Here is a 19,638-nt window from a genome sequence, read left to right as displayed (position 1 = left end):
GACATAAATACCGTTGGGCGTGTCGGGGACGATATGGTATCACGACCACTCGCAATCGCTGGCGTCCTGGCACTGCTCGTCGCCGGTGGCGTCGGGTTCGCACTCGCGGACACCGGAGCCGTCGCGCCGTCGACGAATTCGACCGTGAGCGTCAACGCTGACGCGACCGTCGAACGCGCGCCCGACCGTGCAACCGTCACCGTCGCCGCCGTGGGCCGCGGTGAGACCGCCGAAGCGGCGCGCAACAATCTCAGCGGTGATGCTGACGCCATTACGTCGGCGCTGGAAGACGAGGGCGCGAACGTGACCTCCTCGCGGTTCCAGATCCGCCCCGAGTACGAGGAGAGTCGAGAGGGCCGCGAACAGGTCGGCTACGTAGCGATCCACACCGTCGAAGCCGAGACGAGCAACGTTTCGACTGCCGGGACACTCATCGATGCCGCAGTCGACGCCGGCGCTGACCGCGTCGAGGGCGTGCGCTACTCCCTGAGCGAGGAGACGCGACAGGCCGCACGCGAAGAAGCCCTGACGACCGCGATGGACAACGCCCGAACGGACGCCGAAGTCGTCGCCGCTGCGGAGGATCGGTCCGTCGGTGACGCCGTCACGGTTCAGACCAGCGACCACGGCCGCCCCGTCGTGTACGCGGAAGCGATGGCCGCCAGTGATGCCGGCGGACGGACGAGCATCCAGCCCGGCGATGTCACCGTCGACGCCTCCGTCAGTGTCACGTACGAACTAGAGTAAGCCGTTCTGACTCGCCACTGCGGTTCCTTGTTCGGATTGATCAAGACGCCTCCCGTTGGTGACCGCAGTCCTCGCGGGTCGCTTCGCTCCCCGCTCGGAGTGTTCGAGACGCCTCCCGTTGGTCGGCGTCTCGCTATTCGTCAAACGGCAGTTCGATCTCGTACCCCACCGCGTCGATAGCGGCCTGCAACACGCCGTCGACGTTGTCGTCTTCGGTGACGCTCATGTAGTGGTCGGCCTCCACGTCCGTCGAGAGGTCGCTCTTGTTCGCAATCGTCAGTACAGGCACGTCGAAGCGCGCTTCGATGTCGTTGCGCAGTTCCAACTGGTCTGCGAGCGGGTAGCCACACTCGCCGCTGGGGTCGACGAACACGAGGACTGCGTCGGCGAGGTGTTCGAGCGCGCTCACGGCCTGTGACTCGATCTCATTGCGGTCCTCCGGCGGCCGGTCGAGCAGGCCGGGCGTGTCGACCAGCTGGTAGCGGATACGCTGGTCCTCGAAGTGCCCGACGCGGATCTGCGTCGTCGTGAACGGGTACGAGGCGATCTCGTTGTCGGCCCGCGTGACGCGGTTGACAAAGGACGACTTGCCGACGTTGGGGTAGCCGGCGACGACGATGGCCGGCTCGTCCGGGCGGATATCGGGGATGTCTTTGAGGGCGTTGTGCGCCGTCGAGATGGCGGCGAGGTTGTCTTCGACCTCCTCGACCACGTCGGCGATACGGGCGAACGCCTGCTTGCGGAGTTTCCGGGCGGTGTCGATGTCGCCGCGGGCGACGCGGCTCTCGTACTCCTGGCGGATCTCGACGACCTTGTCGGCGGCCCACGAAACCTCTGCGAGGTGCTGTTTCAGCGCGTCGATACCGGGGTCGTTGTCTGCGGGGTAGGCTTCGCCGATGACCGCGTCGGCGAGTTCGATATAGAAGGGGTCCAGATCGTCGATCGTCGGCCACGCCGTCACCACGTTCTCCATGTTGTCGGAGGCGATGTTCGACGCCGTCATCAGCATCGACTGCTGGGCTTCGTTCCCGTCCTTGGCCCCGCCGGCGCGCGACGCCCGCGAGAAGGCTTTGTCCACGAGCTCCTCGGCGGTGGGCGTCGTCGGCAGACCCTCGAAGGGATGGCTCATAGGTCACGTTGACGGCCGGAGCGTAAAAGCGCATTCAATCGCTCCCCAAACTGTTGCGAGTCACGTTTTTGAGCGTCCCGGACACAGTTCCGGCATGGCACAGATTGACGCCGGCGAGATTCTGCCCAACGACCACGTCCAGCAGATGGCTGCTGAGGGGCGGGTCACTCAGATGCACCGCGGCCACCAGTACGCCGACGAGGGCGACACGTTCGAGATCGACGGCACCGAGTTCGCGGTGACAGACGTAACACACCGGACACTGGGTGACATGACCGACGAGGACGCACAGCGTGAGGGGTCGGAAGACCTCGACGCGTACAAAGAACGGATGAAGAAAGTCCATGGCAGCTTTGAGTGGGACGACGACAGCGAGGTCGTCCGGCATCGGTTCGCGCCAGTCGACGAGTGAGGCGGGACCGTCTGACGACGACCGGCAACTGAATTGACGGCCGAGCGGGCTGCCACCGCGCCGCAGACAACCCTTATCAACTACGGTAACTATCAGTAACTACATGACAGAGACGATGAGCAAGTCGAAAGCGGACGATCCGGAGCGGGCGCATCTCGCGGACGTTGCGGATGGCTGTGGCTGCACCGAAATCTGGGAGCACATGAGCGAAGCTCGCGACGCAGACGACGACTGAGCGCCCTATTACTCCGATACCACGTCGACGCCGGTAAACTCGAAGCGTGCGCCGCCGGCATCGCTTTCAGTGAGGGTGACTGTCCAGCCATGCGCAGCGGCGATCTGTGAGATAATCGAGAGCCCGAACCCGGTGCCGTCAGTTGTCGTCGAGTAGCCGCTTTCGAACACCGCCTCCCGGTCGGCTTCGGGGATGCCTGTGCCGTCATCCGAGACTGCGAACCCGCCCGGAATCTCGCTAATCGTTACTGTCACGCCTGGTATGTCGTGTTTATCGGTACCACCGGACTGAATCCGACTGTCCGTAGCGCTGTGCTCTACGGCGTTTCGGATCAGGTTCTCCAGCAACTGTTTGAGCCGCGTCATGTCCGCCTGTATCTTGCGGTCGGTGTCGACCACCAACGTCGCGTCGCCGGTATCGACGACCTCCCAGCAGTCCTCGACTGCTGTCGCCAGTGCCACCGTTTCCATCTCTGTAATGTCGTCGCCGGTCCGGGCCAGTAACAGGAGGTCGTCAATCAGCGCCTGCATCCGCTCGAGAGCCTGTTCTATCGCGGCCATATTGCTGTCGTCGTCACACTCCTCTTTCAGCGCGCCCAGCCGGCCGATAGCGACGTTGAGAGGGTTGCGAAGGTCGTGGCTGACGACTGTCGCGAACTGTTCCAGACGGTCGTTTTGCGTCGATAGTTCCTGCTCACGGTCACGGAGCTGTCTGTCGCGCTCGACGGCGGCGAGAGCCGCCTCCATGTTCGCCGCGAGGACCCGCCCAGCGACGATGTCTGCCTCGTCGAATGCATCGACGGTCGTCGATGCGGCGATGAGAATGCCGTGTTCCCCCAGCGGCAGATACAGTTCGCTGCGTATCGGTGTCTCGGGGTTCTGCACGTCCTCTTCCAGCCGCACGTCGGGGACTGCGGTCGCTTCGCCACGCTCGTACACCCGCCAGGCGATGCTGTCGCCCGGCCCGAACGTCGGGATATCACCGACCAACTCTCGAGCCGATGCGGTCGCGGCGACGGGTTCTAACTCCCCGTCGTCGTTGAGGAGGTGGACAGCATTCGCGTCGAGCCCGATAATCTCCGCGGCCGCGTTGACGCCGATCCCGGCAACTTCGTTGTGGACTTCGGCGGCCATCAACTGCCGGGTGGCCTCGTGCAGCGCTTCGAGCCGCTGTTCGCGCTCGTCCGTATCGCCCCGGTCGCTGATGACCGACACTGTGCCGTCTTCGCCGTCCCAGGTCACGTCACACGCCGTGACGCTGGCCTGCACGCTGTTGCCAGCGAGGGTCCGTATCGTCCGGCTGACTTGGCCGGCCGTCTGGCCGTTCTCGACGACGCGTTCAACGGTCTCGGTCCCGCCGTCCGTTGTCGGTTCGACGAGGTCAGTCAGTGGCCGGTCACAGAGGTCGTCGCTGTCTGCTGCGCCGAAAAACTCCACCGCCGCCGGGTTCGCGTATACGACGGTGTCGGCGACGCTGATGAGGGCCGCATCGCTCGTTGCGTCGAGAATCCGTTTCGTCCGTTCCTGTGCGGTATCGGCCGTTGCTTTCGCTCTGACTCGCTCGACTGTGTTTCGGATCCGCTGCGCGAGCACGGCGTACTGCTGGGACCCCTGCACTTTTTGAATGTAATCGGTGACGCCGGCCGTGACTGCCTCGCTTGCGAGCGACTCGCTCCCCTGACTGGTAAATAACAGGAACGGCATATCCGGGTCTCTGGCACGGACCGCCTCCAGAAACTCCAGCCCGTCGATGCCGGGCATATCGTAGTCGCTGACGATGCAGTCCACGTCGTGCGCATCCAGATACGATAGTCCGTCCGTAGCGCTCGTGACTCCGGTGGCGTCGATCGCCTCGTCGTTGCGTTCGAGATGTGTCGCGATCAGGTCTGCGTACGACGGTTCGTCATCGACACAGAGGACTGTAATGCCCGACGCCACATGGCCCATGCCTCCTGATATGAACTGTGTCAGTGTCAATCTATCGCGCCCCTCACCTGGTGACGGGTCGCCTTACCGCCGCTTGGCCAGTTCTGCACGCAAATCGTCGACGTCCATGTCTTTCATCGACAGCAGAACGAGCAGGTGATAGACGATATCGGCCGATTCGTGGGCGAGCTCTTCGGTATCGTCGTCTTTGGCCGCCAGAATCAGCTCCGTCGTCTCCTCGCCCAGCTTCTCCAGAACGGCATTTTCGCCCTTCTCGTGGGTGAACAGTGACGCCGTGTAGGAGTCCTCGGGAAGGTTCGCCTTGCGGTCCTCGATGACAGCGAACAGTTCGTCGATAACGTCGCCGGTGTCGTCGCTCATAGCCGCCGTTCGGTCAGCGGGGCCTTCAGGCCGTCGCTACGACTCCACCGAGTCGAAAAAGGCCAGGTCGTGGATGCGCGGGTCTTCGGTCAGTTCGGGGTGGAACGACGTGCCGACGACCGGTCCCTCACGGACCGCGACTGGGTGGTCGTCCCACGTCGCCAGCACTTCGACGTCCGTGCCGACGTAGTCGATGACCGGTGCGCGGATGAACACCGCCGGGAACGGGTCGTCAAGACCCTCGACCGCCAGTGGAGCTTCGAAGCTGTCCTTCTGTCGCCCGAACGCGTTGCGCTCGACGGAGACGTCGATGACGTTCAGCGTGTCGACGCGGTCGTCCTGTGCGTCGCTCGCGCTGACGATGAGCCCGGCACACGTCGCCAGCACCGGCTTGCCGGCGTCGACGTGGGACTGGATTTCGTCGGCGATGCCCTCCCGGTGGATGAGCCGCGATATCGTGGTCGATTCCCCGCCCGGTAGCAACAGCACATCGCAGTCGGGGACGACCCCGGACTCGCGTATCTCGACGACCTCCGCCGTCTGGTCGTGGGCCGCTGCCGCCCGCCTGATCGCGTCTCCGTGTTCAGAGACATCGCCCTGAACCGCGAGTACACCCGCGCGTAGCGTCATACGTCCCCGTTAGTGTGCCTGTGCGAAAAGCCTCTCGTCTCCTGCAAAGATCCGGTAGCAGGGCCGTCTTTGACTCCTCCGTTGTCGTCTACGACGCCGCTCAGTGTCCGTTCGGATATAGTCGAACCAAACGGTTAGGTGAGGCGGCCTGTAGACGTGGCACATGGGAAAGCGACGGCAGGACCCGGTCGAGGTAAACGCGGACGGGTCGGCAGACCTCTATGAGATATCGACTTGGGAGCCCCGGTCGAGGCTGGACCGGTTCGCCCACTGGCTCTACCACATCGGAATACGGACGCTGCGGTATCTGGTCATCCTTGCAGCCATTCTGATCCTCCTCCTGCAGGTCGCGTTCGGGAGCCTCGGCGCGCTCAGCGACCAGCCGCTGTTTGCCGGGATGGCCATCCTCTCTGCCGTGCCGGCGCTCGGACTCGCGGCCTACATCTACTACGCTGATGTGACTACGGAGGAACCACTGACGCTGCTCGTGGGAACGTTCTTGCTCGGAGTGTTGTTTGCCGGCTTTGCCGGTATTCTCAACGGGTTCCTCGGCGAGCCGGTTCAGGCAATCGGCTCCGGGTTCGGGCTCGTGCCGTTCCTCGGTCAGGTGTTCGTCTTCTTCCTCATCGTCGGTCCCGTCGAGGAGACCGTGAAACTGCTGGCGGTACGCCTGTACGCCTTCCGCGACAACCGCTTCGACGCCGTCGTCGACGGTGCGGTGTACGGCGCTGTCGCCGGTCTCGGCTTTGCGACTATCGAAAACGCGCTGTACATCACACAGAACGCCGAGATGGCTACCGGGACGGTCGAGTTACTCGCCGCGAGCAGCGACATCACCGCGATCAGAGCGCTCGCGGGGCCGGGCCACGTCATCTACTCGGCCTTCGCCGGCTACTACCTCGGTCTGGCGAAGTTCAACCCCGACGACGCCGGCCCAATCGTGCTGAAGGGACTGCTCATCGCTTCGCTCATCCACGCCGTCTACAACACGCTGGCCGGCCCGGTGACAGCTATCCTGGCGGGCATCTACAACGTCAACTTCCTCGTCGCGTTCTTCGGCTTCGTCATCGTGTACGACTCGTTTTTCGGCCTGCTGTTGCTGAAGAAGGTTCACGCCTACCGGCGGGCCTACAGGCGCGCTCACGAGGACCCGGACGAGACTGCGCTTCGCCCGGAACAGACCGAGTTCGACCCTTAGACCAACTGCTCGACGTATTTCGCGACCACGTCGACCTCTAAGTGGACTGGATCGCCGACCGACTTCTCCGACAGCGTCGTCTCGGCGTACGTCGTCGGAATGATCGCCACGTCGAACTCCTCGGAGCGACGGTCGGCGACGGTCAGGCTGATGCCGTCGACCGTTATCGACCCTTTCTGAACCAGATAGTCCTGATGGGCCTCGGGCAGGGAGAACGTGAACGTCCAGTCCTCGCCCTCCTGTTCGATACCGACGATCTCGGCCGTCGTGTCGACGTGGCCTTGCACGATGTGGCCGTCGAACCGGCCGTCGGCCGGCATCGCCCGCTCAAGGTTCACCCGGTCACCGCCGTCGAGGTCATCGAAGAACGTCCGGGCGAGGGTCTCCTGGGCGAGAAACACCTCGAACCACTCACCGTCGGCCGCCTTCTCGACGGTGAGACAGACGCCGCTGACGCTGATCGACTGGCCGTGGTCGAGTCCCTCGAACGGCGCGCCGATCCGCATCCGACGCCCGCCCTCGTCGTCAATAACCGCCTGCACCTCGCCGGTCGTCTCGACGATTCCGGTGAACATACCCCAGATACAGCACGGCTGGCGGAAAGCACTTGGCTTCCCGGAGACGTAATATAGACTCGGAACCGAGTAATTACTTACAATATCTTGGCGGAAGGAATTTATCCTCGCCGCTGGTAGCGCGGTGTATGGCAGCTACGCCCGACGCTGACCACGACTGGACTGGCCGTCACGCACGGACGGAGCCGACCGAAACCGGGCGAATCGTCGAGGTGCCCGACGAACTAATCGAGGACTGGGACCTGCGACACGCGGAGACGAAAGGCCGCAGTTAACGCTGTAGCGCTTCGACGCCGACCAGTTCCGCGCCGGTCAGCGCCCGGATGTAGGCCCCGCCCGCGATAGAGACGTGGCCGAACTCGTCTTCTTCCATCCCGTACATCTCGATAGCTCGTGAGGTGTCGCCGCCGCCGACGACGGAGAAGCAGTCGGTGTCGGCGATGGCTTCGAGCACGCCGGCGGTGCCGACCGAGAACCGCTCGTCCTCGAACATCCCCAGTGCGCCCTTCACGAAGACGGCCTCGGAGTCCCGGATGATCGGCGAGTACTCCATGACGGTCTCGCTCCCGACGTCGAGGTAGGAGACGCTCTTTTCCTCGATGTCGTCGACGGCCTGCTCGGCGCGGTCGCCGTTCTCGTCCTCGTAGGCCAGGTCGACCGCGAGCGTGATCTGGTCGCGGTGGTCTTCGAGCATGGACTCGATCTTCTCGCTGTTTTGCTCCCACTGCTCGTCGTAGAGGTTCGCGTCATCGATGTCGTAGCCGACCGGGTAGCCAGCGGCTCGCAGGAACAGTTCTCCGGCGATGCCGCCCAACAGGAAGTCGTCGACCTTCTCGTCGAGGTGGGTCATCACGTCGATGACGTCCGTGGCCTTCGTCCCGCCGACGACCATCGTCACCTGCCCGTCGAACTCCTTCTCGGCGATGGCGGTGTTGGCCTCGTACTCGGTTTCCATCACGCGGCCGGCGTAGGCGTCCATGACCAGCGGGAAGCCCACCAGCGAGGCGTGCGAGCGGTGGGCCGCGGAGTAGGCGTCGTTGATGTAGGCGTCGAACTCGTCTTTGAGCGTCTGGACGAACTCCGTCTGTGATTTGATTTCCGGGTCTTCCTCCGGCAGTTCGTCGTCGCACATCCGCGTGTTCTCCAGAACGAGTACGTCGCCGCCGTCGAGGGCCGCGATGTCGTGAATCGCCTGCGGCCCGTAGGTCTCGTCGACGAAATCCACGTCGTGGTCAATGTGTTCCGCGAGAATGTCGGCGTGCTGGGCAAGCGAGACGAAGTCGTCGCGGCCAGGACGGCCCTGGTGGGCCAGCACTGCAACCTCGAACCCGCGGTCGACGAGTTCGCTGATCGTCTCCGCGTGGCGGTCGAACCGTCGGTTGTCCTGTACCGTGCCGTCCTCTACCGGTGAATTGAGGTCGAGGCGAACGAGGACGCGCTGTCCGTCGTCGAGGTCGTCGAGCGTCTGGAAGGTCATCACTCGGGAGGAAACCTGCCGACCGCTTAACGGTTTCCGAGTCCGAACAGTGGGCGGCTTGTCGGGAGCTACCGTCGTTGTTTGCACTGGCTACCAGCGTAGAAATGGGGAGAGGGGTGGGAGTGAGGGTGGGGTGGGAGTCGGGATGGGGACACCGTTGTCGCACACAGCCGGCACCGGGTCACAGGATGCCGACTGGGGGCACAACTGTCTGTGCTGACACACAGAGTCGACCAGTGGGCAAACACCGGTTCGGACTCTATGTGTGCAACATCTTTAGTGAACAATAATTATAAACCTTCCTGACGCCGCAAATCGTTTCTGCGTTTACTCAGTGATGTACTCGGCCACGTCGAGCATCCGGTTCGAGAAGCCGTACTCGTTGTCGTACCAGGTGAGAATCTTCGTCATCCCGGAGACGACGTTCGTCGACTGCAGGTCGACCTGCGTGGAGTACGGGTCCCCGAGGATGTCCGAGGAGACGACGTCGTCGCTCGTGACGCCCAGCACGCCTTCGAGTTCGCCGGCAGCGGCCTCCTCGAAGGCGGCGTTGACATCGCTCTCCGTCACGTCGTCGTCGAGGTCGACAACGAACTCGGTGATGGAGCCGTTCGGCACCGGGACGCGGATAGCCATCCCGTCGAGTTTGCCTTCAAGCTCGGGCAGGACCTCGGTGGTCGCCTGCGCGGCACCGGTCGAGGTCGGGATGATGTTCTCGGCGGCCGCACGGCGACGGCGGGGCTTGCCGTTCGGGCCGTCCATCAGGTTCTGGGAGCCGGTGTAGGCGTGGACCGTCGTTAGCTGGCCGGCGTTGATGCCGAACTCCTCGTCGAGGACCTTCGCGACCGGCGTGATGGAGTTGGTCGTACAGGAGGCGTTCGAGACGACATCCTCGCCGTCGTACTCGTCGTGGTTGACGCCGTAGACGAGCTGCTTGACCGGCTCGTCGCCCTTCGGCGGGGCGGAGATGAGGACCTTGTCGGTCCCGGCGTCGAGATGCTGGCTCGCGTCCTCCTTGGTGCGGAAGATGCCGGTCGCCTCGAAGGCCACGTCGACATCGAGGTCGTCCCACGGGAGCTGTGTGGGATCTGTTTCGTGGAAGATGCCTGCTTCGAAGTCGGTCCCCTCGACCGTGAGGACGCCGTCGTCGACGCTGGCCCCTTCGAGTTCACCCATGACGGTGTCGTACTGGGCGAAGTAGTCGATTTCCGAGTCGTCCATCACATCGTTGATACCGACGACTTCGACGTTGTCGTTGTGTAACGATGCGCGGAATACGTTGCGGCCGATACGGCCGAAGCCGTTGAGGCCGACGCGGACTGGCTCACTCATTGGTGTCTAGAGAGGCAGTCGGTCAGTGTAAAGTGTTTTCGGATTTGTTGTAAATTTGTGTTTGTTTATGCGCGTTCGAGCGCGAATGATTAATAGTGAAGGTGGCCGTTCGTGTGAGAGTACCCCTCGACGGCGTCTGGTAACAGGTACTATATTCGTCCGAAGGCTTTTGAAACGGACGGACGTACTGATTGGTAGGAATGAGACGCGATGACAGTGACGACCCGTTCGACGAGTTCTTCCGGGAAATAGAGCGGATGATGGACGAGATGATGGGGGCCGAAGGCGACGTCCACATCGACCGGGACACCGGTGGCGGTGGGGCCGACCTCCACGTCGACGTTCACGAAACCGACGAGGAGATCCGGGTCGTCGCCGACGTTCCGGGCGTCGACAAGGACGCAATCGACCTCAAGTGCGACGGCACTGTCCTCACGATCAACGCCGAAAGTCCGGAGCGCGAGTACCACGAACGACTGACCCTGCCGACCCGCGTCGACGAACACTCAGCCGCCGCGACGTACAACAACGGCATCCTCGAAGTCACCTTCGACCCCGAAGAGGACTCCGCGGACATCGAACTGTAGCACGCCCGGCACACGGTTCTGATTTTCCGCGCGCCACTCCAGTGCGCTTGCTTCGCTACTGCTCAGCCGTTTGCCGTATCAACGCCGCCAGGTCGTCCCAGAAGCCGTCCTCGTACTTCGTCGCCGAGTCGATTGTCGGGCGGGCGTTCGTCTCGTTGACGACTGCGCGGTCCTCGGTCACCAGCAGGTCGACGCCGAGGTACGGAATCTCCAGTTCGTCGGCCGCGTCTTCGGCCAGTTCCCGTAGCGCCGCTGGCAGTTCCTGCCCTTCGGCTTCGGCCCCGCGGTGGACGTTGTGTTTCCACCGGCCCTGCGCGCGGCTCGCGTCGGGGAGGCGGCGCTCCACCGCGCCGACGTACTCGCCGTCGACGACCATCACGCGGTAGTCGGCGGCGTCGGCGACGTACTCCTGAACGAGAAACGACTGATCGCCGACCGCGCGGTAGTCGTGGACCAGATCGAGGTAGTCGACGATGCCGAGAAACGAATCCAGATCGTGAGCCTTGGCCACGCCGACGCCGCGGGTCGTCGAGTTCGGCTTCACGACCACGGGCGGGTCGAATCGCTCGAAGGCCGCCGTCAGCTCGGCCTCGCTCGCCGGGTTCGACACGACGACGGTCTCGGGAACGGGGACGTCCGCACGGCCGAGACGCGCCAGCACGTCGGCCTTGTTCCGCGAGCGGAGGATAGCCTCGCGGTCGTTGACCCATGGCACGTCCAGCATGGCGTCGGCGACCGCTCCCTCCATGATTCGGGAGGGATAGACGAAGCCCACGTCGTACTCGTCGAAGGGACTCTCGTCGAGCGCCAGCGTCCGCTCAGCTGTCTTGACGTGGCCCACCTCGATGTCACGGGCCGCCAGCGGCCCCTGCATCCGCTCGAAGGTCTCGGCGTTCGTGGCGACGGCCAGCCTGTACATAGCTTGCAGTTGTCGTGGAGAGATAAAACACGCTCGCAGCCGCTCTCGGCACACGGTGACCGGACTCTGCTGCGCGTCGCGTACCTATTCTCGCCAGCCACAGAATTGCGGCATATAATGGATGCATACGCAACTATTGGCGGAAATGACAGATAAACGCTAAGTATGCCGGGGAATAATAGACCACGCGTGTACGACGACATTCTCTTCCCGACGGACGGCAGTGACGGCGCGGACGAAGCGCTTTCACACGCACTCGAACTGGCGGAGACGCACGACGCGACGATTCACGTGCTCTCTGTCGTCGATTCGACGTATCTCGGGAGCGCCGCGGCAGAAGCAACGACCATCGAATCGCTGCAGGAACAGACCGAGCAGGTCATCGACGAGACTATCGACGATATCGCCGCCCACGGCGCGGCCGTTGTTGCCGAGCACCGAATGGGCGACCCCTATGAGGAGATTATCGACTACGCCGAGACGGCGGGTGTCGATATGATCGTTATGGGAACCCACGGGCGGAGCGGTCTGGATCGGTTTCTGCTGGGGAGCGTCACCGAGAAAGTTGTTCGGACGGCGGACGCGCCGGTGTTGACGGTCCGACTGTCCGGCGATACGTAGCGGGCACCCGCTAGCAGCGCCGGTCACCCGTGTGGTGTGGCGGGCCGTTCTGCTGAGTCACCCGCCGCTACGACTTCGTCGGAGTACCCACAGCACGAGGAGCGCGCCCTCGACTCGGGCGGCGCTGTACACCCACGGGCGCAGGTCTATCTCGTCACCGTTCGTCGCCGCCAGCCCCATCCAGAAGTCAACGACCTTCCGGGGGCGGAGCAGTTCGATGACGCCAAGGGCCAGGAGTATGACTCTGAGTACCATACTGGTGGTACGTGGAACGGGTGCAAGAACATTATGGGTGCTGGTACCATAGAGCAAGAAGCACGCTCCGAGTGTATGGGTTCGCGATTGAGATACGACTCAGTATTCTACGGAGCGGCACGGAGAACGAGGCAAAGGGCGACGAGTTGCGGACGTCTCGCCCTGCGAACGGCGAGCGAACACTGTTTGACTTACGCGACCAGCAGGTCTTCGCCGTGTTCTGCGAACGGTCAAAAGACGTTGTTGACCGATTTACGCGATCAGCTTCTCTTCGCCGCGTTCGACCTTGATGCGGCAAGAGGGCGTGATCTTGTTGTATGCGCGGCGGAACGCTTCCTTGACGTGCTCTGCGTCCTCGACGTTGACGTAAGCGGTGAACAGCTGTTCGCCGGCTTGGACGCGGGCGGCGGTGCCGACGATCTTCCCGAAGGCGGCGCGCATCCCGTCAGAGACACGGTCGGCCCCAGCACCGGTCGCCTGCTTGTTCTCGCGCAGGACCTGGTGGGGGAACTTCCGGAGGGTCATCTTGTAGTCACCCTCTTCGCCGAGCTCCTTGATCATGTGGCGGTTGGCCGACAGGCGGGAGGCCTCCAGCGAACCGTGACGGAGCTGGACGGTCTCCTCGACGATGAGGCTGATCTGGACGGGGTAGTCGTCGGCGTCCTTCTGCTTGCGGCCCATCTTGTGCTGTGCGATCTTCGACCCGGGAATGCCTGTGATGTATTCGCGTCGGGTGTACGCGGGCTTGTCGATGTCCCGGTACATTGAGGCGGGTTTGTCCGACATAGGTACTCTTGGAGAATACGTCGCCGAGCGGCCCAATAAGGGCTTCGAACCCGCCCGGCGGCGTGCCGTGGTGTCCCATACACTGGCGCGCGACCGCCAGCGGCCCCGGACTGACCGTTGCTGGAGTCCCTGCTCTCGGTACCATCGGGAACATCGGTGTTGGTCCGGTAACACCGCTGTCACCGCGCTCTTTTACCACTCGCGCGCGTACGATTGGTTATCATGAATATGCTCGTCGACGGCGAGTGGCGGACTGACGCGTACGAAACGACAGACGAGGACGGGGCTTTCGACCGGCAGGACACCACCTTCCGAGACCGGGTCGAGGACGACCCCGACGCGCGGTTCCAGCCCGAGGCGGGCCGGTATCACCTGTACGCCTGCCGCGCCTGTCCGTGGGCCCACCGGATTCTGGTCGCTCGGAAACTGCTAGGACTCGAAGACGCCATCACCGTCGACTACGTCGACCCGTTCCGCGGCGAGGACGGCTGGCAGTTCACGCCCGACAAGGACGGCTGCACGCCGGATACGGTCAACGGATCGGACTACCTCCGCGAGGTCTACGTCGCGGCCGACAACGACGCGACCTGCCGCGTGACGGTGCCGGTGCTGTGGGACAAACAGGAAGAGACCATCGTCAACAACGAGTCCGAGGAGATCCTTCGGATGCTCGACACTGAGTTCGACGACGTGGCCGACAACGACGTCGACCTCTACCCCGAAGGCTATCAGGACGAGGTCGACCGGATCATCGACGACATCTACGAGCCCATCAACAACGGCGTCTACCGCTGTGGCTTCGCGAACAGCCAGTCGGCCTACGACGAGGCCGTCGAGGAACTGTTCGACGCGCTGGACCACTGGGACAGCGTCCTCGAAGACCAGCGCTTCCTCGCCGGCGACCGCCTGACCGAGGCGGACATCTGTCTGTTCACGACGCTCGTGCGCTTCGACGAAGTGTACCACACCCACTTCATGTGCAACCACAAGCTCATCCGCGAGTACGACAACCTCTGGCCGTACCTCCGGGACCTCTACCAGCTCCCCGGCGTCGCCGAGACGGTGAACATGGACCACATCACGGAGCACTACTACACCACTCACCCCGACGTGAGCCCGAAGCGAATCGTCCCGATGGGACCCGACCCCGACTTCGAGGCCGACCACGACCGCGACGAACTCCCCGGTGACCTGCCCGAGACGCTGTTCCCGACGGCGTAACCGGGCAGTTTCGCGGCCGGATATCGAACGCTGAGTCGACGCTGTTCCTTTTATATACCCCGTTCTCACCTGTGTTCAATGAGTCGGGTAGACGGGCGACGTCGGGCCGTGAGCCCAGTCATCGGTGTCGTTATCCTCGTCGGAATTGCTGCAATTCTCGCTGCCACCATCGGTGTGTTCGCGCTCGGCTTCAGCGAGCAGCGACCCACGCAGGCACCGCAGGTCGCTATCGTGGCCGACTACAGCGAGCGGACCACCGGCAACGGGGAGTATCTGAACCTCAGCTTCAGCAGCGGTGAAACCGTCTACCGGGACAACCTCACTGTCGTCGTCTCCGATGCCAGGAGTTCCGACGGCAGCGACGTGACGCTTGACACCGATCCGATACAGGCACAGGCCTCGACGCGGATTACGTCGGGGACAGAAATTACGATACATCAGGGACAGTTCGCCGGCATCACGAGCGGGGAGCATCTGGACCTGAGCGACGCGACGCTTCGACTCGTCTGGAACCCAGCGGACGAACCGGAATCGGAAACATACGTCATCTACCGGTGGCCGGACCCGAGCCAGCGTAACTGAGCGGGCGTTTCGGCCCCGCTGTCGGACCGGCTCTCCTCACTCGGCCAGCGAGAGCGTGACCGCGTCGGTTTCGTAATCTTCGATGAACGACCCGGAGCCGCCCAGCGAGACAGTCCGGTCGCCGACGTCGACGACTAGCGTGTGTTCGATGGGGTAGGAGTTGGTCTGTGGCTCGGCGACGCCCTGTTTCGTCTCGACGACGGTCCCTTCGATGGTCGTTGTGTCGTCGTCCGCCTGTACTGCCCGTACTTCGGCGGAGACGTGGATGTCGTGGCCGGCGCGCAGGTGGAGCGTCGCCTGGAGGACGGCGTGGCGGAAGTCGTGGTAGGTGGCTGGGAGCGGGGCCGGGTCGGTGACGGTCTCCTCGGTGGCCATCAGCCAGTAGTTCCCGAGGAACGACCCTGACAGCACGGGGACGAGCTGTTGCTGGACGAAGGCGATGGCCCGCTGGTCGGAGTTAGTCCGTGTCACCATCTCCGCCGGGGAGACGAGGCCGAACTGGGCGTCGACGGTGAGCATTATCGGCATCGGCTGGTTCCAGGACCGGACCACGGAGGCCAGCCCGCGCACGTCGTCCGGTTCCAGGCCGTCGGCGCTGCTGACGACCAGCATCACGAGGACGCCGCGGTCGACAGCTGCGACCAGTTCCTCCGAGATCTCCGGGAGGTACTGCTGGGGAACCGACAGCATGATCTCCCGTTCCGCGTTTCTGATGTACTCCGTGAGTCGCTTGATGACTGTCACCCGGGACTTGATGACGTCGAACTGCTGTGGTTCCCGCGCACTCGCCGAGTATCTGGAATCGAGCGCACCGCTCATCTCTTCGAGTCGGTCGGTCAGGGCGTCGATGACTTCCTCGGGCGGCCGAGCGCGTATCGTCGTGGGCACGACGTGGTCGTTGACCTCGATGAACCCACGGTCTTCGAGCGATTCGCTGATGCTGTAGACGTACCGTTTGGAGACCCCGGTGTCGTCGGCGATTTCGCTGGCCGTGGCCTCGCCGCTGCCGAGAATCGACAGGTACGTGTCGACTTCCTTCTCCGACAGGCCCAGTTGCCCCAGCCTGTCCCTGAGAGTCGAATCGTCCATCTGTTCACATCTGGTAACGGCGGCGGATAACTGTGTTTCGGTGCTATGTGGCCCGCCAACGCCTCCGAAGCCGCCCCAATGGGCCGTATCGTCGACTGGCCCACACCGAGCTCACAAGAATGAAAAACTATTACACCATATTTTATATCCCCCGCAGTGGTGTCTCTCACCAATGACGCTCCGGACGGCACTTAACGACTTCAAGCGGACCCGGGACCGCCGCCACCAGTTCCCGGGCGAGTTCCGCTCTACGACGGGCACTTTCTCCGGACTCGACAGCCGGTTGGTGCACGTCGACAGCGATGGCTCACTGCGGGACTACTCCTATCCGCTGTGTGGGCTCACGGGGATCGACCGCTCGCGGTTCGGTATCGACACGGGTTCGACGACGTGGTTCGACGCCGACGCCGACCAGCGGTATCGTGGTGACGCTGGCGTCGTCGAGACTATCCACGACTGCGGCGACTGGGCCGTCGTCCAGACGGACTGCACTATCGAGCAGGCCCACGTCACCCGGTTCGAACTTCGCGGCGATGTCCCCGCCGACGTATCGCTTCGGGCGTTTGTCGATTTCGCACCCGACGGACGGGACGGCCAACAGAGCCTGCTGATGCACGGCAACACCGTCGAGGCCTACCATCGCTCCGAACACGACTTCGTCGGCGTCTCTACCGAACTCGACGCCGTTCAGGGCCAGATTCCCGAGCGGTTCCCCGAACTTGTCGACGACGACCCAGTCTCGTTCCCACGGGCGACCGGGGAGCGACGGTACGAGGACACGACGCTAACTGGCGGCGTCCTGCTGTCCGCGCCGTTCGTCGACGGTGGCGTCACGCTGACGACGCTGCTGACGGACGCGGACGACACCGACCGCGATACGGCGCTGTCGACCATCGACCGTCTGGTGAGCGACCACTACACTTCGGAGACACTGCTCGAAGCAGGGCAGGCACAGCGCCGCTGGAGCGTGCCCGCAGAGACGCCGAACCGGGAGAGTGTCGTCGCCGACCTCCGGGTCCTCTCGCTGCTTTCGGCTGCGAACGGGGCCAGAATCGCCGCGCCGGACTTCGACCCGTACTACGTCACCTCCGGCGGGTACGGCTATACGTGGTTCCGCGACGACGCCGAAATTTCGGCGTTCCTGCTCGAAGCTGACGGGACGTTCGACCTCGGATTATCGCCGTGGCACCAGCGTTCCGCCGCGTTCTACTGTCGCACGCAGCGACCGGACGGCAGCTGGCCCCACCGGGTCTGGCCCGGCGACGAGACGCTCGCGCCGGGCTGGGCGAACGCCCGGCTCGAAAGCGGTTCGGACGCCGATTACCAGGCCGACCAGACCGCAAGCGTCACCACCTTCCTCGCGACGTATCTCCGGACCGGCGAGCCGGCCGACCCGGAGTGCATCGAAGCCACGCTCGGACGTGCCGTCGAGAGCATCGACGACACGCTGGCCGACGACGGCCTCCCCATCGCCTGCCAGAACGCCTGGGAGAACATGCAGGGTCGGTTCACGCACACCGCTGCAACCTTCTTGCACGCCTACGCGGCCGTCGCCCGCGCACCCGTCTCCGCCGCGCTCCGGGATCACGCCCGTTCACAGGCCGAGACGGTGTTGTCTTCGCTGGACGCGCTGTGGACCGGTGACCGCTACGCCCTTCGCGAACACGACGGGACCATCGACGACCGACTGGACTCCGCGACGCTGGCCCTCCCCGCCGCCTGTCGCGTCGCCGCCGAGGCCATCGACCTGCCGGCGGCGACCCGTGACCGGCTCTACACCCACGTCGAGACGACACTCGACGGGCTGGAACGGGACACCGGCGACATCCGTGGTCTCATCCGCTTCGAGGGCGACGACTGGCGGCGCGGCTCGCAGGACCGCGAGAAAGTCTGGACCGTCTCGACGGCGTGGGGCGCAAACAGTGCCGCCCAGCTGGGTGCGCTCCTGCGTGACGCCGACGACAGCCGAGCGACGGCGGCCTACGCCCGGTCCCGGGACCTGCTGGACGAGATCCTTCCCGGTGGCTCGCTCGTCCAGTCCAGCGGCTACCTCCCCGAGCAACTGTTCGACGACGGGACGCCGGACTGTGGTACGCCGCTCGGCTGGCCCCACGCGCTCCGGCTGGCAACCGTCGCCCACCTCACTGACGCCGAGGCGCTCACTGCCGAGCCGCTGAGCGCCCGCGAGTGAACTGCCGAGCCGCTGAGTGCCCGCGAGTGGTTTTTTGTACGGACCGTGCTGCTCGCGCACTCGCAAACGTAGTAGATGGCCGTAGGGACTCTATAACTGATCGAAAACAGTGACTACGCCCGGACGCGGATCACTGACTATCGTCCTACTGCGGTGCTGCGACGGGCGCGTCCTCGCCGGCCGTAACCGTCTCGCCGGTCTCCGGGTCGAACAGGTGGACGGCGGATTCGTCGAACGACACCTGCACGCGGTCGCCGATGGCCGGCTCCACGTCAGTACTTACCCTGGCGATGAAATCCGGCGCACCGTCGCCCTCGAACCCGGTTTTCGATTCGCCCAGATCGAGATAAAGGTAGTTGTCGCTACCGATGGGCTCGAGCACGTCGACCGTCGCCGGAACGGCGTTCTGGTCGCCGCCGTCGCTGACGGAGACGTGTTCCGGTCGGATACCCAGCACGTACGAACCGCCTTCGATGTCGCCGAAGGCACTGGCACGGCCGCCCGTGAGGTCGTAGGAGAAGTCGTCGTGAGCACCAGTGAGCCGGATGCCGCTGCCGAGTGGCTCCGCGGTCACGTCGAGGAAATTCATCGAGGGCGAACCGACGAAGCCGCCGACGAACTGGTTCGTCGGGTTCTCGTACACCGTCTTCGGCCGACCGGCCTGCTGGAGTTCCCCGTCGTTGAGGATGACGATGCGGTCGCCCATCGTCATTGCTTCTTCCTGGTCGTGGGTGACGTAGACGGCCGTGATGCCGAGTTCCTCCTGCAGGCGCTGGATCTCCGTCCGCATCGTCGTCCGGAGCTTCGCATCGAGGTTGCTGAGTGGCTCGTCGAAGAGGAACACGTCCGGCTCCCGGACGATGGCGCGCCCGAGCGCGACCCGCTGTTTCTGCCCGCCGGAGAGCTGGTCCGGCGTGTCATCGAGCAGGTTCCCGATGCCCATCATCTCCGCCGTCTCAGTGACTCGCTCCTGCCGTTCTTCCTTCGAGAGGTCCGTGCTCATCCGGAGGCCGAAGGCCATGTTCTGCCGGATGGACTTGTGTGGGTACAGCGCGTAGTTCTGGAACACCATCGCCACGTCGCGCTTGCGGGCGTGAACGTCCGTCACGTCCTCGTCGCCGATGCGGATACGACCGCTCGTCGGCCGCTCAAGCCCGGCAATCATCCGTAGCGTCGTCGATTTCCCACACCCCGACGGGCCGACCACCGTTACGAACTCCCCGTCGTCGATGGACAGGTCGACATCGTCGACCGCCACGATGGAGCCACCGTCGAACTCCTTCCGGAGACCGTCTAGTTCGAGACTCGCCATTACACAGAGTCTCACACCCATCGCTAATAAGTTT

22 protein-coding genes are annotated in these 19,638 nt (G+C 63.9%); 10 read left to right on the top strand and 12 right to left on the bottom strand.

Annotated features, from left to right (window positions below; all coding sequences use genetic code 11):
- The first annotated feature begins 33 nt into the window (after nt 1-33).
- A complete protein-coding gene (locus tag HAH_RS13685; RefSeq protein ID WP_014041455.1) occupies nt 34-747 on the top strand; it encodes an SIMPL domain-containing protein in 714 nt (237 codons plus the stop codon).
- Between the two features lie 133 nt (nt 748-880).
- Here the strand turns inward: HAH_RS13685 and HAH_RS13680 are convergent, their stop codons facing one another.
- Nucleotides 881-1,876 carry an NOG1 family protein gene (locus HAH_RS13680; RefSeq protein WP_008307588.1) on the bottom strand — a complete coding sequence of 332 codons (996 nt, stop codon included), beginning with the start codon at nt 1,874-1,876 and terminating at the stop codon, nt 881-883.
- Nucleotides 1,877-1,970: 94 nt separating this feature from the next.
- On the opposite strand from HAH_RS13680, the gene HAH_RS13675 reads away from it, so the two are divergent.
- Both HAH_RS13675 and HAH_RS20330 read left to right on the top strand, forming a co-directional pair.
- The gene (locus HAH_RS13675; RefSeq protein ID WP_014041454.1) at nt 1,971-2,288 is read left to right on the top strand and encodes an ASCH domain-containing protein; all 318 of its coding nucleotides are present in this window, start codon (nt 1,971-1,973) and stop codon (nt 2,286-2,288) included.
- A 103-nt stretch (nt 2,289-2,391) separates the two neighbouring features.
- Entirely contained in the window at nt 2,392-2,523 is a 132-nt protein-coding gene (locus tag HAH_RS20330; RefSeq protein WP_014041453.1) for a hypothetical protein, read from the top strand.
- Between the two features lie 8 nt (nt 2,524-2,531).
- Here HAH_RS20330 and HAH_RS13670 read toward each other — a convergent pair whose 3' ends face one another.
- From HAH_RS13670 to pdxT, 3 genes are all read right to left on the bottom strand, one after another.
- A complete protein-coding gene (locus HAH_RS13670) occupies nt 2,532-4,469 on the bottom strand; it encodes a response regulator (RefSeq protein WP_014041452.1) in 1,938 nt (645 codons plus the stop codon).
- Nucleotides 4,470-4,532: 63 nt separating this feature from the next.
- Nucleotides 4,533-4,829, bottom strand: coding sequence for a phosphoribosyl-ATP diphosphatase (gene hisE / locus HAH_RS13665; RefSeq protein ID WP_014041451.1), 297 nt, complete (start codon nt 4,827-4,829; stop codon nt 4,533-4,535).
- 36 nt (nt 4,830-4,865) lie between these two features.
- Nucleotides 4,866-5,459, bottom strand: a complete 594-nt coding sequence (pdxT, locus tag HAH_RS13660) for a pyridoxal 5'-phosphate synthase glutaminase subunit PdxT (protein WP_014041450.1) — start codon at nt 5,457-5,459, stop codon at nt 4,866-4,868.
- Nucleotides 5,460-5,622: 163 nt separating this feature from the next.
- Between pdxT and HAH_RS13655 the strand changes: the two genes are divergently transcribed.
- A complete protein-coding gene (locus HAH_RS13655) occupies nt 5,623-6,657 on the top strand; it encodes a PrsW family glutamic-type intramembrane protease (RefSeq protein WP_014041449.1) in 1,035 nt (344 codons plus the stop codon).
- Here the strand turns inward: HAH_RS13655 and HAH_RS13650 are convergent.
- A complete protein-coding gene (locus HAH_RS13650) occupies nt 6,654-7,232 on the bottom strand; it encodes a riboflavin synthase (RefSeq protein ID WP_014041448.1) in 579 nt (192 codons plus the stop codon). The two genes, HAH_RS13655 and HAH_RS13650, sit on opposite strands and share 4 nt — an antisense overlap.
- 128 nt (nt 7,233-7,360) lie before the next feature.
- On the opposite strand from HAH_RS13650, the gene HAH_RS20000 reads away from it, so the two are divergent.
- Entirely contained in the window at nt 7,361-7,507 is a 147-nt protein-coding gene (locus tag HAH_RS20000; RefSeq protein ID WP_008307600.1) for a hypothetical protein, read from the top strand.
- Here HAH_RS20000 and HAH_RS13645 read toward each other — a convergent pair.
- Both HAH_RS13645 and gap read right to left on the bottom strand, forming a co-directional pair.
- Entirely contained in the window at nt 7,504-8,709 is a 1,206-nt protein-coding gene (locus tag HAH_RS13645; protein WP_014041447.1) for a phosphoglycerate kinase, read from the bottom strand. The two genes, HAH_RS20000 and HAH_RS13645, sit on opposite strands and share 4 nt — an antisense overlap.
- Nucleotides 8,710-9,036: 327 nt before the next feature.
- Nucleotides 9,037-10,041 (bottom strand): type I glyceraldehyde-3-phosphate dehydrogenase, encoded by a 1,005-nt coding sequence (gene gap / locus HAH_RS13640; RefSeq protein ID WP_014041446.1) that lies wholly within the window; start codon nt 10,039-10,041, stop codon nt 9,037-9,039.
- Between the two features lie 200 nt (nt 10,042-10,241).
- On the opposite strand from gap, the gene HAH_RS13635 reads away from it, so the two are divergent.
- Nucleotides 10,242-10,628 carry an Hsp20/alpha crystallin family protein gene (locus HAH_RS13635; RefSeq protein ID WP_004590910.1) on the top strand — a complete coding sequence of 129 codons (387 nt, stop codon included), beginning with the start codon at nt 10,242-10,244 and terminating at the stop codon, nt 10,626-10,628.
- Between the two features lie 55 nt (nt 10,629-10,683).
- Here the strand turns inward: HAH_RS13635 and HAH_RS13630 are convergent, their stop codons facing one another.
- Nucleotides 10,684-11,547, bottom strand: a complete 864-nt coding sequence (locus HAH_RS13630; protein WP_014041445.1) for an ATP-grasp domain-containing protein — start codon at nt 11,545-11,547, stop codon at nt 10,684-10,686.
- Nucleotides 11,548-11,736: 189 nt separating this feature from the next.
- On the opposite strand from HAH_RS13630, the gene HAH_RS13625 reads away from it, so the two are divergent.
- The gene (locus HAH_RS13625; RefSeq protein WP_044952305.1) at nt 11,737-12,168 is read left to right on the top strand and encodes a universal stress protein; all 432 of its coding nucleotides are present in this window, start codon (nt 11,737-11,739) and stop codon (nt 12,166-12,168) included.
- Nucleotides 12,169-12,225: 57 nt separating this feature from the next.
- On the opposite strand, the gene HAH_RS13620 is transcribed toward HAH_RS13625, so the two are convergent.
- Together HAH_RS13620 and HAH_RS13615 are read right to left on the bottom strand one after the other, a co-directional pair.
- Nucleotides 12,226-12,423: a hypothetical protein gene (locus HAH_RS13620; RefSeq protein ID WP_014041443.1), complete on the bottom strand. Its 198-nt coding sequence runs from the start codon at nt 12,421-12,423 to the stop codon at nt 12,226-12,228.
- A 252-nt stretch (nt 12,424-12,675) separates the two neighbouring features.
- Nucleotides 12,676-13,209: a 50S ribosomal protein L16 gene (locus tag HAH_RS13615; RefSeq protein WP_023843429.1), complete on the bottom strand. Its 534-nt coding sequence runs from the start codon at nt 13,207-13,209 to the stop codon at nt 12,676-12,678.
- A gap of 222 nt (nt 13,210-13,431) precedes the next feature.
- Between HAH_RS13615 and HAH_RS13610 the strand changes: the two genes are divergently transcribed.
- The gene (locus HAH_RS13610; protein ID WP_014041441.1) at nt 13,432-14,430 is read left to right on the top strand and encodes a glutathione S-transferase family protein; all 999 of its coding nucleotides are present in this window, start codon (nt 13,432-13,434) and stop codon (nt 14,428-14,430) included.
- A gap of 108 nt (nt 14,431-14,538) precedes the next feature.
- Nucleotides 14,539-15,012 carry a type IV pilin gene (locus HAH_RS13605; protein WP_014041440.1) on the top strand — a complete coding sequence of 158 codons (474 nt, stop codon included), beginning with the start codon at nt 14,539-14,541 and terminating at the stop codon, nt 15,010-15,012.
- A 36-nt stretch (nt 15,013-15,048) separates the two neighbouring features.
- Here the strand turns inward: HAH_RS13605 and HAH_RS13600 are convergent, their stop codons facing one another.
- The gene (locus HAH_RS13600) at nt 15,049-16,101 is read right to left on the bottom strand and encodes a TrmB family transcriptional regulator (protein WP_014041439.1); all 1,053 of its coding nucleotides are present in this window, start codon (nt 16,099-16,101) and stop codon (nt 15,049-15,051) included.
- A gap of 172 nt (nt 16,102-16,273) precedes the next feature.
- Between HAH_RS13600 and HAH_RS13595 the strand changes: the two genes are divergently transcribed.
- Nucleotides 16,274-18,292, top strand: a complete 2,019-nt coding sequence (locus HAH_RS13595) for a glycoside hydrolase family 15 protein (protein WP_014041438.1) — start codon at nt 16,274-16,276, stop codon at nt 18,290-18,292.
- 145 nt (nt 18,293-18,437) lie between these two features.
- Here HAH_RS13595 and HAH_RS13590 read toward each other — a convergent pair whose 3' ends face one another.
- Complete coding sequence (locus tag HAH_RS13590; RefSeq protein WP_014041437.1) at nt 18,438-19,604, bottom strand: ABC transporter ATP-binding protein; 1,167 nt, start codon at nt 19,602-19,604, stop codon at nt 18,438-18,440.
- Nucleotides 19,605-19,638 lie beyond the last annotated feature (34 nt).

The sequence above is a fragment of the Haloarcula hispanica ATCC 33960 genome (assembly GCF_000223905.1).
In the GTDB taxonomy this organism is placed as follows: domain Archaea; phylum Halobacteriota; class Halobacteria; order Halobacteriales; family Haloarculaceae; genus Haloarcula; species Haloarcula hispanica.
This window is presented reverse-complemented; position numbering and strand designations above follow the sequence as displayed.